Annotated in this window: 15 protein-coding genes; 10 read left to right on the plus strand and 5 right to left on the minus strand. The window is 63.7% G+C overall.

Going from position 1 to position 13,784, the window contains the following annotated elements:
• Nucleotides 1–3 precede the first annotated feature (3 nt).
• The 10 genes from fba to ACVNHC_RS09695 all read left to right on the plus strand — a co-directional run bounded on the left by fba (nt 4) and on the right by ACVNHC_RS09695 (nt 10,101).
• Complete coding sequence (gene fba / locus ACVNHC_RS09650) at nt 4–1,083, plus strand: class II fructose-bisphosphate aldolase (protein ID WP_186415639.1); 1,080 nt, start codon at nt 4–6, stop codon at nt 1,081–1,083.
• Nucleotides 1,080–2,561, plus strand: coding sequence for a form I ribulose bisphosphate carboxylase large subunit (locus ACVNHC_RS09655; protein ID WP_371328661.1), 1,482 nt, complete (start codon nt 1,080–1,082; stop codon nt 2,559–2,561). Before fba ends, ACVNHC_RS09655 begins: the two co-directional genes overlap by 4 nt.
• A gap of 11 nt (nt 2,562–2,572) precedes the next feature.
• Nucleotides 2,573–2,962 carry a ribulose bisphosphate carboxylase small subunit gene (locus tag ACVNHC_RS09660; RefSeq protein WP_186415638.1) on the plus strand — a complete coding sequence of 130 codons (390 nt, stop codon included), beginning with the start codon at nt 2,573–2,575 and terminating at the stop codon, nt 2,960–2,962.
• Between the two features lie 81 nt (nt 2,963–3,043).
• Nucleotides 3,044–3,982: a CbbX protein gene (cbbX, locus tag ACVNHC_RS09665; protein WP_050474633.1), complete on the plus strand. Its 939-nt coding sequence runs from the start codon at nt 3,044–3,046 to the stop codon at nt 3,980–3,982.
• Nucleotides 3,979–4,683: a ribulose-phosphate 3-epimerase gene (rpe, locus tag ACVNHC_RS09670; protein ID WP_050474632.1), complete on the plus strand. Its 705-nt coding sequence runs from the start codon at nt 3,979–3,981 to the stop codon at nt 4,681–4,683. Before cbbX ends, rpe begins: the two co-directional genes overlap by 4 nt.
• Complete coding sequence (locus tag ACVNHC_RS09675; protein WP_457167089.1) at nt 4,680–5,378, plus strand: HAD-IA family hydrolase; 699 nt, start codon at nt 4,680–4,682, stop codon at nt 5,376–5,378. The genes rpe and ACVNHC_RS09675 overlap by 4 nt, the downstream gene beginning before the upstream one ends.
• A gap of 150 nt (nt 5,379–5,528) precedes the next feature.
• A complete protein-coding gene (locus ACVNHC_RS09680) occupies nt 5,529–6,602 on the plus strand; it encodes an ABC transporter ATP-binding protein (protein ID WP_123194846.1) in 1,074 nt (357 codons plus the stop codon).
• 19 nt (nt 6,603–6,621) lie between these two features.
• Nucleotides 6,622–7,581, plus strand: coding sequence for an ABC transporter substrate-binding protein (locus ACVNHC_RS09685; protein WP_122520634.1), 960 nt, complete (start codon nt 6,622–6,624; stop codon nt 7,579–7,581).
• A 74-nt stretch (nt 7,582–7,655) separates the two neighbouring features.
• The gene (locus ACVNHC_RS09690; protein ID WP_457167090.1) at nt 7,656–9,329 is read left to right on the plus strand and encodes an ABC transporter permease; all 1,674 of its coding nucleotides are present in this window, start codon (nt 7,656–7,658) and stop codon (nt 9,327–9,329) included.
• Between the two features lie 4 nt (nt 9,330–9,333).
• Nucleotides 9,334–10,101 carry a metallophosphoesterase gene (locus tag ACVNHC_RS09695; protein WP_457167091.1) on the plus strand — a complete coding sequence of 256 codons (768 nt, stop codon included), beginning with the start codon at nt 9,334–9,336 and terminating at the stop codon, nt 10,099–10,101.
• A gap of 296 nt (nt 10,102–10,397) precedes the next feature.
• Here ACVNHC_RS09695 and ACVNHC_RS09700 read toward each other — a convergent pair whose 3' ends face one another.
• From ACVNHC_RS09700 to ACVNHC_RS09720, 5 genes are read right to left on the minus strand one after another with little or no spacing between them, the layout of a single operon-like run.
• Nucleotides 10,398–11,204, minus strand: a complete 807-nt coding sequence (locus tag ACVNHC_RS09700) for an IclR family transcriptional regulator (RefSeq protein ID WP_457167092.1) — start codon at nt 11,202–11,204, stop codon at nt 10,398–10,400.
• A 20-nt stretch (nt 11,205–11,224) separates the two neighbouring features.
• Entirely contained in the window at nt 11,225–11,614 is a 390-nt protein-coding gene (locus ACVNHC_RS09705) for a RidA family protein (RefSeq protein ID WP_050474626.1), read from the minus strand.
• Nucleotides 11,615–11,632: 18 nt separating this feature from the next.
• Nucleotides 11,633–12,403: an amino acid ABC transporter ATP-binding protein gene (locus ACVNHC_RS09710; RefSeq protein WP_457167093.1), complete on the minus strand. Its 771-nt coding sequence runs from the start codon at nt 12,401–12,403 to the stop codon at nt 11,633–11,635.
• Nucleotides 12,404–12,414: 11 nt separating this feature from the next.
• Nucleotides 12,415–13,080, minus strand: coding sequence for an amino acid ABC transporter permease (locus tag ACVNHC_RS09715; RefSeq protein ID WP_122520637.1), 666 nt, complete (start codon nt 13,078–13,080; stop codon nt 12,415–12,417).
• 4 nt (nt 13,081–13,084) lie between these two features.
• Complete coding sequence (locus tag ACVNHC_RS09720; protein WP_050474623.1) at nt 13,085–13,747, minus strand: amino acid ABC transporter permease; 663 nt, start codon at nt 13,745–13,747, stop codon at nt 13,085–13,087.
• Nucleotides 13,748–13,784 lie beyond the last annotated feature (37 nt).

Here is a 13,784-nt window from a genome sequence, read left to right on the forward strand (position 1 = left end):
GACATGGCACTGATCACCCTGAGGCAGCTCCTCGACCATGCCGCAGAGCATGGCTACGGCGTGCCCGCCTTCAACATCAACAACATGGAGCAGGGGTTGGCGATCATGGAGGCGGCGCAGGCCGTCGACGCGCCGGTGATCCTGCAGGCCAGCCGGGGCGCCCGCAGCTATGCCCGCGACATCATGCTGGCCCGTATGGTCGAAGCGCTCGCGGCGCTCTACCCGGACATTCCCCTGTGCCTGCACCAGGACCACGGCAATGACGAGGCGACCTGCCTCTCGGCAATCCGCCACGGCTTCACCTCGGTGATGATGGACGGCAGCCTGATGGCCGATGCCAGGACACCGGCATCCTACGACTACAACCTTGCCATCACCGCCAGAGTGGCGGCCATGGCGCATGCAGTCGGCGCCAGCGTGGAAGGCGAGCTCGGCGTGCTCGGCAGCCTGGAGACCGGCGAGGGCGAAGCGGAGGACGGGCACGGCGCGGAGGGCAAGCTCGACCATTCGCAGCTCCTGACCGACCCGGACCAGGCTGTAGACTTCGTTGCCCGCACCGGCGTCGACGCGCTCGCCATCGCCTGCGGCACCTCGCATGGCGCCTACAAGTTCACGCGCAAGCCCGACGGCGGCATTCTCGCCATGGACGTGATCGAGAAGATCCACGCGCGGCTGCCGGACACGCATCTCGTCATGCACGGCTCAAGCTCCGTGCCCCAGGAGATTCAGGACATCATCAACGCCCATGGCGGCGAGATGCCCCAGACCTTCGGCGTGCCGGTGGAGGAGATCGTCCGCGGCATCCGCCACGGGGTGCGCAAGGTCAATATCGACACCGACTGCCGCATGGCGATGACCGCCGAGTTCCGGCGCATCGCGGTGACGAGCCCACGGGAATTCGATCCGCGCAAATTCCTGAAGCCGGCAATGGACGCGATGCGCGACCTGTGCCGCTCCCGTTTCGAGGCCTTCGGCACCGCCGGCCATGCCTCGAGGATCAAGGCCGTGCCCATGGACGACATGGCCCGGCGCTACGCATCCGGCGCACTCGATCCACGGCGTTCCCCCAGCAAGGCAGCATGAAGGAGCAGATGATGGCCGACGACAGCAACACGCGGATTACCGACGCCTCGAAGCGCTACAAGGCCGGCGTCCTGAAATATGCCCAGATGGGCTACTGGGACGGCGACTACGAGCCGAAGGAGACCGATCTCCTCGCCCTGTTCCGCATCACCCCGCAGGAGGGCGTCGACCCGATCGAGGCGGCGGCGGCGGTGGCCGGCGAAAGCTCCACCGCCACCTGGACGGTGGTGTGGACCGACCGGCTGACGGCCTGCGACCAGTACCGGGCCAAGGCCTACAAGGTCGAGCCGGTGCCGGGCACGCCCGGACAGTATTTCTGCTATGTCGCCTACGACCTGATCCTGTTCGAGGAAGGCTCGATCGCCAACCTGACAGCCTCGATCATCGGCAACGTGTTCTCGTTCAAGCCGCTGAAGGCGGCGCGGCTGGAGGACATGCGGCTGCCCGTCGCCTATGTGAAGACGTTCCGCGGCCCGCCGACCGGCATCGTCGTGGAGCGCGAGCGGCTCGACAAGTTCGGCAAGCCGCTGCTCGGCGCCACCACCAAGCCGAAGCTCGGGCTTTCGGGCAAGAATTACGGCCGGGTCGTCTATGAGGGCCTGAAGGGCGGCCTCGACTTCATGAAGGACGACGAGAACATCAACTCGCAGCCCTTCATGCACTGGCGCGACCGCTTTCTCTACGTGATGGAGGCGGTCAACAAGGCCAGTGCCGAGACCGGCGAGGTGAAGGGGCACTACCTCAACATCACCGCCGGCACGATGGAGGAAATGTACCGCCGGGCGGACTTCGCCAAGCAGCTCGGCAGTGTCATCGTCATGGTCGACCTGATCGTCGGCTGGACCGCGATCCAGTCGATCTCGGAATGGTGCCGGCAGAACGACATGATCCTGCACATGCACCGGGCCGGCCACGGCACCTATACCCGCCAGAAGAACCACGGCATCTCGTTCCGCGTCATCGCCAAGTGGCTGCGGCTTGCCGGCGTCGACCACCTGCACACCGGCACGGCCGTCGGCAAGCTGGAGGGCGACCCGATGACGGTGCAGGGCTACTACAATGTCTGCCGCGAGACCCGCAACGAGGTTGACCTGCCGCGCGGCCTGTTCTTCGAGCAGGACTGGGCGGACCTGAAGAAGGTCATGCCGGTGGCCTCGGGCGGCATCCATGCCGGCCAGATGCACCAGCTTCTCTCGCTGTTCGGCGATGATGTGGTGCTGCAGTTCGGTGGCGGCACCATCGGTCATCCGATGGGCATCCAGGCCGGCGCCACCGCCAACCGCGTCGCACTGGAGGCCATGGTGCTGGCCCGCAACGAAGGCCGCAACATCGACGCAGAGGGGCCCGAGATCCTTCGCGCGGCGGCGAAGTGGTGCAAGCCGCTGGAAGCGGCCCTCGATACCTGGGGCAACATCACCTTCAACTACACCTCGACCGACACGTCGGACTTCGTCCCGGCGCCCGCGGTCGCCGTTTGAGGAGCAAGACCATGCGCATCACACAGGGCTGCTTTTCCTTCCTGCCCGACCTGACCGGCGAACAGATCGCCGCCCAGGTCGACTACTGCCTGTCGCGCGGCTGGGCAATCGGGCTCGAATACACCGATGATCCCCATCCCCGGAACACCTACTGGAACATGTGGGGCAACCCGATGTTCGACCTGCGCGACGCCAAGGGCGTGATGATGGAGCTTGAGGCGTGCCGCAAGGCGCATCCGCAGACCTATATCCGCGTCAATGCTTTCGACAGCACGCGCGGCGCCGAGACGGTGACCATGAGCTTCATCGTCAACCGGCCCGGCGACGAGCCGGCACTCGTGATGCGCCGGACCGAGGCAGATGGCCGCTCGATCCGCTACACCCATGACGTGATCCGCTGACCTCCCAAGCGCAAGACCGGCAGGGGACGGCCCGCCGCCCCCTGCCCCGTTTCAAAGGGTCCAGCCAAAAGGAAGTGACCGATGGATGCCGACACCGCCCCACCGCCCGCGACGGTCGACCTGCGCGGGGAGTTCGAGAGTTCCGGCGTGAAGGAGCTGCTCGATGAACTTGACCGCGACATGATCGGCCTGCGGCCGGTGAAGCAGCGTATCCGTGAAACGGCCGCTCTCCTCTTGGTCGAGCGGGCGCGCCGCTCGCTCGGGCTCAGCCATGAGACGCCGACGCTGCACATGTCCTTCACCGGCAATCCGGGAACCGGCAAGACCACCGTCGCGCTGAAGATGGCCGGGCTGCTGAAGCGGCTCGGCTATGTGCGCAAGGGGCATCTTGTCAGCGTCACCCGCGACGATCTGGTCGGCCAGTATATCGGCCATACCGCGCCGAAGACCCGCGAAGTGCTGAAGCGCGCCATGGGCGGCGTGCTGTTCATCGACGAGGCCTATTATCTCTACCGGCCCGACAACGAGCGCGACTATGGCCAGGAGGCGATCGAGATCCTGCTTCAGGTGATGGAGAACAACCGGGACGACCTGGTGGTGATCCTCGCCGGCTATGCCGACCGCATGGACCGGTTCTTCGGCTCCAATCCCGGCTTCCGCTCGCGCATCGCCCACCACATCGACTTCCCCGACTATACCGACGAGGAACTGCAGCGCATCGCCCGGCTCATGATGGCCGAGCAGAACTACCAGCTGTCGGAGGCGGCCGGTGCGGCACTGGCCGACTATATCCGTCTGCGCCGGACCCAGCCGCATTTCGCCAATGCCCGCTCCATCCGCAATGCCTTCGACCGGGCGCGGCTGCGCCAGGCCAACCGGCTGTTCGACGGCGCTGGCGGGCCGCTCGACGCGCAGACACTGAGCCTGATCGAGGAGAGCGACATCCGCTCCAGCCGGGTGTTCCGGGGCGGCCTCGACATCGCGCCAGCGGGCCAGGCCGGCGAAGGAGCGCAGCCATGAGCTTCCTCCGCCACATCAGGATCGCGCCGTCGATCCTGTCCGCCGACTTCGCCAACTTCGGCGCCGAGTGCCGCGCCATCGAGGCGCAGGGCTGCGACTGGGTGCATGTTGACGTGATGGACGGGCATTTCGTGCCCAACATCACCTTCGGCCCCGCCACGGTGCGCGCCCTGCGCCCGCATGTCGGCGGCACCCTCGACGTGCATCTGATGATCGCTCCGGTCGACGCCTATGTGGCCGGTTTCGCCGACGCCGGTGCCGACATCCTCACCGCCCATGTCGAGGCCGGGCCCCATATCCACCGGACGCTGCAGGCGATCCGCGGCCATGGCCTGCGGTCGGGGCTCGCGCTCAACCCGGGCACGCCGGTGGAGGCGGCCGCGCCGCTGCTGGACATGGCCGACCTCGTCTGCGTGATGACCGTCAACCCGGGTTTCGGCGGACAGGAGTTCCTTCACTCCCAGCTGGAGAAGGTGCGCCGCCTGCGCCGCCTGATCGGCGACCGCCCAATCCATATCGAGGTCGACGGCGGCATCACGCGGCAGACGGCTCCCCTCGCCGCCGCTGCCGGTGCGGATGTGCTGGTCGCCGGCTCCGCCGTCTTCAAGGGCGGTTCGGTGGAGAGGCCCGAAGTCTACGGCGCCAATATCCGCGCCATCCGCGATGCCGCGGCGGCTGCCCTTCCCGGGGCGGAAGGATGAGCGGCGGGCGGCCGGGTCCAGCCGCGCTGATCTTCGATGTCGACGGAACGCTGGCGGAGACCGAAGAGCTGCACCGGGCCGCCTTCAACGCCGCCTTCGCCGCCCATGGGCTCGGCTGGCATTGGGACAGGACCACCTATGGCGGGCTCCTCGCCGTCACCGGCGGCAAGGAGCGCATCCGCGCCTATCGCGACCGCCATGCCCTCGCCCTGCCGCAGGACGTGGACATCGTCCGCCTTCACGCCGACAAGACCCGCCGCTACGGCCGGATGGTCGCGGAGGGCGCGCTGCGGGCCCGGCCCGGCGTCCTCTCCCTCCTCGCCGAGGCACGCGTCCACGGCCTGCGGCTCGCCGTCGCCACCACCACCAGCCCGGAGAATGTCGACGCCCTGTGCCGGGCCCTGTGGCGACGCCCGGCGGGCGAAATCTTCGACGTGATCGCCGCCGGCGACGAGGCCGCAGCCAAGAAGCCGGCTCCCGGCGTCTACCTGCTGGCACTGGCGCGGCTCGGCATTGCCAGCGGCACGGCCCTCGCCTTCGAGGACAGCGAAGCCGGCGTCGCTTCCGCCCGCGCGGCCGGACTGAAGGTCGTCGCCTGCCCGAGCCTCTACATGAGCGGCGGCGACTTCTCCGGCGCCTGGTGGGTCACCCCCAGCCTTGACGGCGCCTGGCGGCACATCACCGCCAGTTTCTGAGCCGGACGCGGCACAGGCGGATATGCCAGATACTTTTTGATCGCCCACTCAAACAAGGTTTCGGCCAGAGCATGTCTAGACGTCATGATGCGGCGCGCGAAAAGGACTAACCGACGCAAAACTGTAACAAAGCCCGAATAGGTATGCGGAATGTTACAGCCCCTACCAGTCGATCGCTCTCTGGCGCTGATCGCGACACAGATCGCAAAATCATTTGGCCCCAACAAGGTCTTGGGGAACATCGACCTTGCCCTCGCACCGGGTGAGGTCGTCGCCCTCCTTGGTCCGTCGGGCTGTGGCAAGACGACACTGTTACGGATCGCGGCAGGGCTTCTAAGCGCGACCAGTGGCCAGATGGAGATCGCGGGTCAGCGCGTGGTCGATGGCAGCGGTTTCAACGCCCCGCCCGAGGCCCGCGGTATCGGGATGGTGTTTCAGGATTACGCCATCTGGCCACATCTGAGCGTGCTCGACAATGTGGCCTTCCCCTTGCGGATGCGCAAGCTGGGACGCAACGACCGCGAAACGCGGGCCAAGCGCGCGCTTGAGCGCGTGGGATTGCAGCATCTGGCAGACCGCTTTCCCGGCACATTGTCAGGCGGCCAGCAGCAGCGTGTGGCGCTGGCCCGTGCAATTGTCGCCGAGCCGCCCCTGGTGCTGTTTGACGAGCCTCTGTCCAACCTTGACCGCGAGTTGCGCGAGGGGTTGGCGCTGGAAATCGGCGGGTTGCTGCGTGATCTTGGACTGTCGGCAATCTATGTGACCCATGACCAGTCCGAAGCCTTCACCATCGCCGACCGGGTGGCGGTCATGCTGGGGGGCGAAATCGCGCAAATCGACTCGCCCGAACAGCTTTTCTCGGCCCCGGCTTCTGTCGAAGTAGCGCAGTTCCTCAATATCGGGGCGCTGATCGAGGGGCATATATCCCGCCAGAGCGGCTTTACCTGCAACCATGACCGGCTGAACCTGCCCCATCTGGCGAACTCGTCGCCCGAGGGGCCTGCGCGCGTCCTGATCCCGCGCACGGCTGTTCGCCCCGCCTCCGAGGGCGCGTTGATGGCGAAAGTGCTGCGCTGTCAGTTCCAGGGCGACCGGTACCTGCTGCATCTGGGACTGGACGAGACCACCGCAAGCCTGGTGTGCCCGGCAGATCGCGCGGTTGCACTGAACACGCAGATTCCGCTGTCGATTGATCCCGATCGCCTGCGTGTCTTTCCTCACTGACTCCACAAGGAAGAACCCCATGCTTCGCACGACTGCTTTTGCAACCTGCTTTGCTTTGATCGGAAGCTTTGCCCAGGCTGAGACGCTGACTTTCTACACCGCCGGCCCAGGTGGTCTGGCCGATGCGCTGGCTGAAGCTTTCAAGGCCGAAACCGGGATCACGGTCAATGTGTTCCAAGGCACCACCGGACAGGTCATGGCCCGGCTTGAGGCCGAAGAGGCAAACCCGCAGGCCGATGTCGTCGTGTCGGCAAGCTGGGGTTCGGCTGTGGAAATGCATGAACGCGGCCTCTTGATGGAATATGTCTCGCCCAATGCTGAAAATGTGCCGGACTTCCTCAAGCACAGCCATTACACCGCGCAAGGCATTTCGGCGCTGGCGATGGTCTGGAACACCCAGAGTGGCGCACCGCGCCCTGCCGAATGGACTGATCTGTCGGGCGAGGCTTACCGCGGTCTGGTCACCATGCCCGATCCTGCGCAATCGGGCTCGGCCTTCGACCTGATCGCCGGCCTGGAAACCGCGATGGGCGAGGAGGCATGGACCCTGCTCGCAGCGCTTGCCGCCAACGAGATGATTGTGCCCGGTCCGAATGCTGCGGCATTGAACCCGGTGCTGCAAGGCGCAAAGGCCGTGGTCTTTGGCGCGGTCGATTACATCAGCTACGCACAGGCCGCTGGCGGCGAGACCATCGAGGTGATCGTGCCCGAAAGCGGCACTGTGATTGCGCCGCGCCCAATGATGATCCTGAACTCGACCTCCAATCCCGACGCGGCCAAGGCCTTCGTGGATTTCGTGCTGTCCGACGCCGGGCAGAAACTGGTCGCCGCCACATGGATGATGCCCGCGCGTGCCGATGTCGCGGGCCTGCGTCCGGGCATTGCGGATCTGAAAGTGATCGAGGTGGATGAAAGCGCTGTTGCCGCACGGCGCGAAGAGATTATCGCACGGTTTAATGCAACCGTGACCAACCGCTGAGCAAACCCTAAAGCCATGTGTTTGGCCCCGGTGACGTCCGGGGCCAAACATATTTATGTATCAAAGGCCTGTTCATGGCGCGCGGACAATCCCTGCTGACCTTTATCGCCGCCGCCGCGCTCGTGATCCTTGTCGGGCTGCCGGTGCTGTTCATCCTGCTGCAGGCGGTCTTTCCCGACTTTGCACGCGGCTCTTTCGTGGGGGCCTTTTCGAAACTGGTCATCCTGACCGAAAACGACCGGCTGCTGATGCAGGCCCGCAATACGCTCATGCTGGCCTTTTCGGTGATGATGGGCTGCCTGATCTTCGGGCTGCCCATCGGCATCCTGCGCGGCCTGTTTCATGTGCCCGGTGCGCGGATCTGGGATGTGGTGTTCCTGATCCCGTTCCTGATCCCGCCCTTCATTGCCGCGATTGCATGGATGATGATCCTCCAGCCGCGCGGCTATCTGTTTCAGCTTGCGGGCTTCGACATGGGGCGGTTCCTGTTCAGCTTCACGGGCGTGGCCTTCGTGATGACGCTGAACCTGTTTCCGCTGGTCTATTTCGCGGTCAGCCGCGCTTTGGAAATGGTCGGCGGGCGCTTTGCTTCGGCAGCCCGCGTGCATGGGGCAAAACCCTTGCAAGCGTTCTTTCTGATTACCTTGCCACTGTCGATCCCGGCGATTGCCGCGAGCATGCTGATCGTCTTTGCCATGTCGATTGAGGAGTTCGGCACCCCCGCCGCCCTGGCCGCGCGCACGGGCTTCGAGGTGCTGGTAACAGGTATCTACACGCGCCTGTCGGACTGGCCCATCGACCTGTCGGGCGCGGCGCTCGGGTCCGTTCTGCTGATGGCGATGGTGCTCGCGGCTTTCATCTTGCAGAACTGGATCGCCACCCGGCGCTCCTACATCAGCCAGACCGGCAAGCCTGCGGATCTGGATAAGGCCGGTCTCGGACACTGGCGCTGGCCCGTGCTGGGACTGTTTGCGCTGGTGGCCCTGATCGGCGTGGTGATCCCGCTTGCCGCGATTGCGGTCACCTCGGTCACGGGCACGATCTCGGGCGGGCTGCGCTGGTCGAATTTCGACCTGCGCCACTACGAGCCGCTCTTTCGCGCCGGCAGCCGCGCCACGCAGGCGCTGATCACAAGCGGCTGGCTGGCCGTTCTGACGGCCTTCGCAAGCGCCGCCATTGGGGGACTGGTCGCCTATATCGTGGTGCGCGGAACCGGGCGCGGACGGGCGATCATGGACGGTTTGTCGGTCTTGCCCAATGCGATCCCTGCCATCGTGCTCGCGGTGGGTATCATCCTGTTCTGGAATTCACCGTACCTGCCTGTCTCGCTCTATGGCACGGCCATGATCCTGCTGATCGCCTATACCGGCATTCTGCTGCCCTATCCGATCCGCTATGCCGTTGCGCGCTTGCGGCAGATATCGGGTTCGCTTGACGATGCAGCCCGCGTGGCAGGCGCCAGCCAGATTCAGGCGCTCAGACATGTCACGCTGCCGCTTATGGCGCCTTCACTGATCGCGGCGATGATGCTGGTCTTTGCCATCGCCTCGCGCGAGCTGGTGGCGTCGATCATGCTTGCGCCCGCCGGAATGCGGACTGTCGGCACTTTCGTCTTTTCGCAGTTCGAGCAAGGCTCGGTCCAGACCGGAATGGCAATGAGCGTCATTGCGATCACCATCACCTCGGGCATCCTGCTGGCCGTCAATCTCTGGCTTGCGCGGCAGGGCAGCAGCGCATTCTCGGGCTAAGCCCATGGCCTTGATCGCACAGCTGACCGACCTGCATTTGCGTGATGATGGCAAGGATCCGCTTCACGACCCGGAAGCAACGCTCCAGATGGCCTTTTCGACAATCGCCGCGATGGATCCCCGTCCGGACGCGATCGTGCTGACCGGAGACATCATCGACCGCAGCGCGACAGGCTACGCGCATGCGCTAGCGGTCCTGCATCAGACCCCGGTGCCGCTTTGGCCATTGCCGGGCAACCACGACGACCCGGTGGCCTTTCGAACAGCTTTCGATGGCTGGGTTCCATTTGCGCCCGGTCATTTGAGCTATACAGCCCGGATTGCCGGTCTGCGGCTGATCGCGTTGGACAGCACTTTGCCAGATGGCCGTCCCGGCCTCGATGCGGCGCAGCTGGACTGGCTCGCAGACATCATCGGCTCGTCGCAAGAGCCGTCGCTCCTGGCGCTCCACCACCCGCCTTTTGCAACGGGAGCGCCCCATATCGACAGCCCAGGCTTTCACAACGCGAATGCTCTTGCGCGCCTGATCGAGAACAGCAGCGTGTGCCGTGTCATCGCAGGGCATAGCCATCGCGCAATTCAAACGGTCTGGGCCGGACGGCTTGCCAGCACAGCCCCCGCAATCGGCCATGGCCTTAGCTTGTCGCTATCCGGCGCGGAACCTCACAAACCCGTTCCCATGGCTGCGGCGTTCGATCTTCACATCGCTGGACCGGACGGTTTTGTCAGCCATCAGATAACGCTTGCAAAAAGTTCGGAAGTACCTGTTTGACTGGAGTCGCGTGACCTTACAGTCAGCTAGCCGCCCGTTGCGGATGCAGTGGAAGCAGGCTCTGCTATCCCCGCCCCCGTTCGTTGCCGCAATCCGGCGGGAGCTCCGCACCGCTTCGTTACAATCTGACGCTTTGCCGCAACAGACCCAGCCAGCTTGCTCTGCTTTTGCTTGTATCCGGATGCAATCGCTTGCCCCTGAACCCAAGCCGGCAACGATATGCTGTTTGGCTGCGCAGATAGAGGAACAACGGTGATGCCGGAGAAGTGAGGGCTCCCCGGATCTGCAAGATTGGATCAGCCGGCGATGGTGAGCTTAGCCCGCTCGCTATGGAAACCGAGCTTCTCGGAGATTTCGTTGGCGGCCTTCAGCAGGCTTTCGAGATAAGCCGCGCGATTGCGCAAACCGTCTTCCCGGGGGGTGACAAGACACAGGGTCGCGATACAGGCACCGTCAGCCTGGAAAACCGGGACAGCGAAGCAATGGGTGAAATTCTCCACTTCGCTATTGAAGGTGAAGAAACCGTCGCGGCTTGCCTGGCGAACCTGTGCAATGAAATCCGAAGGCTCCATGCGCCGGCCGCTCGGCAGAACAAAATCCTCCGGCGGAATGAGGTCGAGGATCTGCTGGTCGCTCAAATGGGAAACGAGCAAGCGGCCAGACGCTGTCCAGGCGATGGAGACCAGTTCGCCGACATTGGAAGAAATACGGAAGGGGCGGATGCCTTCACGCATCATTGCAACTGTGTATTTGCAACCTTCGAGCAGACACATCTGTGCTGTCTCGCGGGTTTCCTCGGCCAGCCGTACCAGCATACGGTCGCATTCACGCATCAGGTCGAATTGCTCAGCATAGGCTGTGCCGAGAAAGTAGAGGCGGCGGCCGAGGAAGACCCGGCCGTCACCACCCTGGTGTTCAAGCATGCCGTGGCTGAGCAGCAGGTTGACCAGCTCATAAACCGACGAGCGGGGAGCGCCGATCTCAATCGCGATCTCGTTCGGCCGCATGGGCAGCCGCTTCACGCGAAGGAACTCCAGGATCTCGAAGGCCCGATCCAGTCCCCTCGTCCGCCGCGATACCGTATCGGCTGCCGCCTCGGTCATGCTTTTCTCCAGAATTTCCGTCAGGCGCGGTCGGCGCGATAGGCCACGCAGTCGACCTCTACCTTGCAATCGACCATCATCCGCGACTGAACACAAGCGCGAGCTGGCGGGTTGGCACCGAAGTACTCGGCATACACACCATTGAAGCTCCAGAAGTCACGCGGATCGTCGAGCCAGACGCCGACGCGAACCACATCTTCGATGCCGTAACCGGCCTCATGCAGAATGGCAATCAGGTTTTCGATCGCCTTGCGGGTCTCGGCGACGACGCCGCCGCGCACAATCTCGCCCTTCTCCATCGGCACCTGCCCGGACACGTAAAGCCATCCATTCGCTTCGACGGCACGCGCGAAAGGAAGGGGCTGTCCGCCTGCGCCGGTTTCGCCTGCGCCGTAACGTTTGATCGTCATATCATTCTCTCTTTTCTTTTAGTTGAAGCTGGATGTCTTTAAAAACTCGGCCAGCCTCTCGGTCTTCGGCCGGATAAACATTTCCTTCGGATCGCCTTCCTCGCAGATCACGCCCTGGTTCATGAAGATCACGCGGCTGGAGACCTCGTAGGCGAACCGCATCTCGTGGGTCACGAGCAGCATGCTCATACCGTCGGCCGCGAGCCCCTTGATGACCTGCAGCACTTCACCGACCAGTTCCGGATCGAGCGCTGACGTCACCTCGTCGAACAACATCAGCTGCGGCGCCATCGCGATGGCGCGAGCGATTGCAACACGCTGCTGCTGGCCGCCCGAGAGCTGCCCGGGATAGTGCCCGCCACGCGAGGCGAGCCCGACGCGGTCGAGCAACTTCTCGCCGACGGCATGTGCCTCGTCACGGCTCATCTTCTTGACCTTGACAAGGCCAAGCATCACGTTCTGCAGCGCCGTCATGTGCGGGAAGAGGTTGAATTGCTGGAAGGCCATGCCGGTCATGGCGCGCTGGCGGGCGATTTCTCTTTCGCTCTTCCGCCTGCGGGCGGCGCCAGCATATTCATAACCGATCTCTTCTCCGGCGAGCCGGATATGACCGCCTTGGAATTCCTCCAGCATATTGATGCAGCGGAGCATCGTGGTCTTTCCGGAGCCCGACGAACCGATGATCGAAATCACCTCGCCCTCGCGCATTGTGCAATCGACACCCTTCAAGACTTCGAGCGGACCATATTGCTTGCGCAGCCCCTGGATTTCGAGAAGTACCTTGCTCATGACATGCAGCCTTAAGACGGAACGGCGGTCTTGCGCTCGACATATTTACCGAAGCGCTCGATGCTGTAGTTGACGACGAAATAAAGGAGGCCAGCTAAAAAATAGAATTGCAGGCTCATGAAGTTGCGGGAGATGATCTCCTGGGTACGCAAAAGAAGCTCAGCGACCCCGATGACCGAGAGAAGCGTCGAGGCCTTGACCATTTCGGCAGCAGTATTGACCCAGGCAGGAAGGAATTGCCGTAACGCTTGCGGCCAGAGCACATAGGCAAAGGTTTGGCTGAAGGTCAGGCCGATCGCCTTGGCGGCTTCCGTCTGGCCTCTTGGGATAGCCTGCAAACCGCCACGAACAATCTCACCCACATGCGACGAGCAGAAGATTGCCAGTGCCAGCACACCGGCCTGGAAGGGGCCGAGCTTGATGCCGATCGTCGACAGCACATAATAACTCGCCAGAACCAGCACGAGCACCGGTGTTCCCCGGATGAAGTCGGTGTAGGCGCGCACGACGAAGCGCAGTGCCTTGTTGCCGTAGACCAGCGACAGACCCACGAAGACACCCAGGATGGAGCCTGCCATGATCGCCAGCAGAGAGATCGACACGGTGACGCCGAGACCCTTGAGGATTACGGTGCGGGCCAGCCAGACCTGTTCGAAAAACGCGGAAAAGTCCGTCATCACATCACCTCGGAACGGCTAGGCGGCGCTCGGCGGCACGCATCAGCGCTGCAAGCACGGAACAAGTGGCGACGTAGAGACCCGACACGACGATCCAGGTCTCGATGACGCGGAAGGTCTCGACATTGATCTTGCGCGCCTCGAAGGTCAGTTCGGGAACCGCGATGGCGGCTGCAAGCGACGTGTCCTTGAACAGTGAGATGATCGTCGACGACAGTGACGGCAGCACGTTGCGGAACATCAGCGGTGCGATGATCGATTTGCGGATCTGCATCGGTGTCAACCCGATGGCCAGCCCGGCTTCGGTAAGCCCCTTGGGAATAGACAACAGGCCGGCGCGAAACACTTCGGCGAGATAGGCCCCCGAATAGATCGCGAGCACCGCAACGAAGCTCTCCATCTTGCCAAGCCGGACACCTATTTGCGGCAGCGCGAAATAGGCAAACAGGACCAGCACGAGGATCGGCAGGTTACGGATGATTGTGACATAGGCCGCAGCTGGGGCTTTGACCCAGTTGCTCTTGGAGATCAGCGCGAAGGCGGCAAAGAGGCCGATCAGTGCGCCGATCAGAATGGAAACGAAAGCCAGGCCGAGACTGAGCAGCAGGCCTTCCAGAAGTTGGTCGAAGCTCCGCCACACGGCGGCGAAATTGAGCGAATAGCCCACGGCGTCATCCTGCCATAGCGGTGTCAGAATGGACGAA

The organism is Pannonibacter sp. Q-1, assembly GCF_054073275.1.

Excerpts from the sequence above, each read along its gene's own strand:
- ACVNHC_RS09685 (WP_122520634.1), top strand. The coding sequence starts at position 6,622 with ATGCTTCGCACGACTGCTTTTGCAACCTGCTTTGCTTTGATCGGAAGC.
- rpe (WP_050474632.1), top strand. The coding sequence starts at position 3,979 with ATGAGCTTCCTCCGCCACATCAGGATCGCGCCGTCGATCCTGTCCGCC.
- ACVNHC_RS09705 (WP_050474626.1), bottom strand. The coding sequence starts at position 11,614 with ATGACGATCAAACGTTACGGCGCAGGCGAAACCGGCGCAGGCGGACAG.
- ACVNHC_RS09680 (WP_123194846.1), top strand. The coding sequence starts at position 5,529 with ATGTTACAGCCCCTACCAGTCGATCGCTCTCTGGCGCTGATCGCGACA.
- ACVNHC_RS09660 (WP_186415638.1), top strand. The coding sequence starts at position 2,573 with ATGCGCATCACACAGGGCTGCTTTTCCTTCCTGCCCGACCTGACCGGC.
- ACVNHC_RS09715 (WP_122520637.1), bottom strand. The coding sequence starts at position 13,080 with ATGACGGACTTTTCCGCGTTTTTCGAACAGGTCTGGCTGGCCCGCACC.
- cbbX (WP_050474633.1), top strand. The coding sequence starts at position 3,044 with ATGGATGCCGACACCGCCCCACCGCCCGCGACGGTCGACCTGCGCGGG.
- ACVNHC_RS09700 (WP_457167092.1), bottom strand. The coding sequence starts at position 11,204 with ATGACCGAGGCGGCAGCCGATACGGTATCGCGGCGGACGAGGGGACTG.
- ACVNHC_RS09695 (WP_457167091.1), top strand. The coding sequence starts at position 9,334 with ATGGCCTTGATCGCACAGCTGACCGACCTGCATTTGCGTGATGATGGC.
- ACVNHC_RS09690 (WP_457167090.1), top strand. The coding sequence starts at position 7,656 with ATGGCGCGCGGACAATCCCTGCTGACCTTTATCGCCGCCGCCGCGCTC.
- fba (WP_186415639.1), top strand. The coding sequence starts at position 4 with ATGGCACTGATCACCCTGAGGCAGCTCCTCGACCATGCCGCAGAGCAT.
- ACVNHC_RS09710 (WP_457167093.1), bottom strand. The coding sequence starts at position 12,403 with ATGAGCAAGGTACTTCTCGAAATCCAGGGGCTGCGCAAGCAATATGGT.
- ACVNHC_RS09675 (WP_457167089.1), top strand. The coding sequence starts at position 4,680 with ATGAGCGGCGGGCGGCCGGGTCCAGCCGCGCTGATCTTCGATGTCGAC.
- ACVNHC_RS09655 (WP_371328661.1), top strand. The coding sequence starts at position 1,080 with ATGAAGGAGCAGATGATGGCCGACGACAGCAACACGCGGATTACCGAC.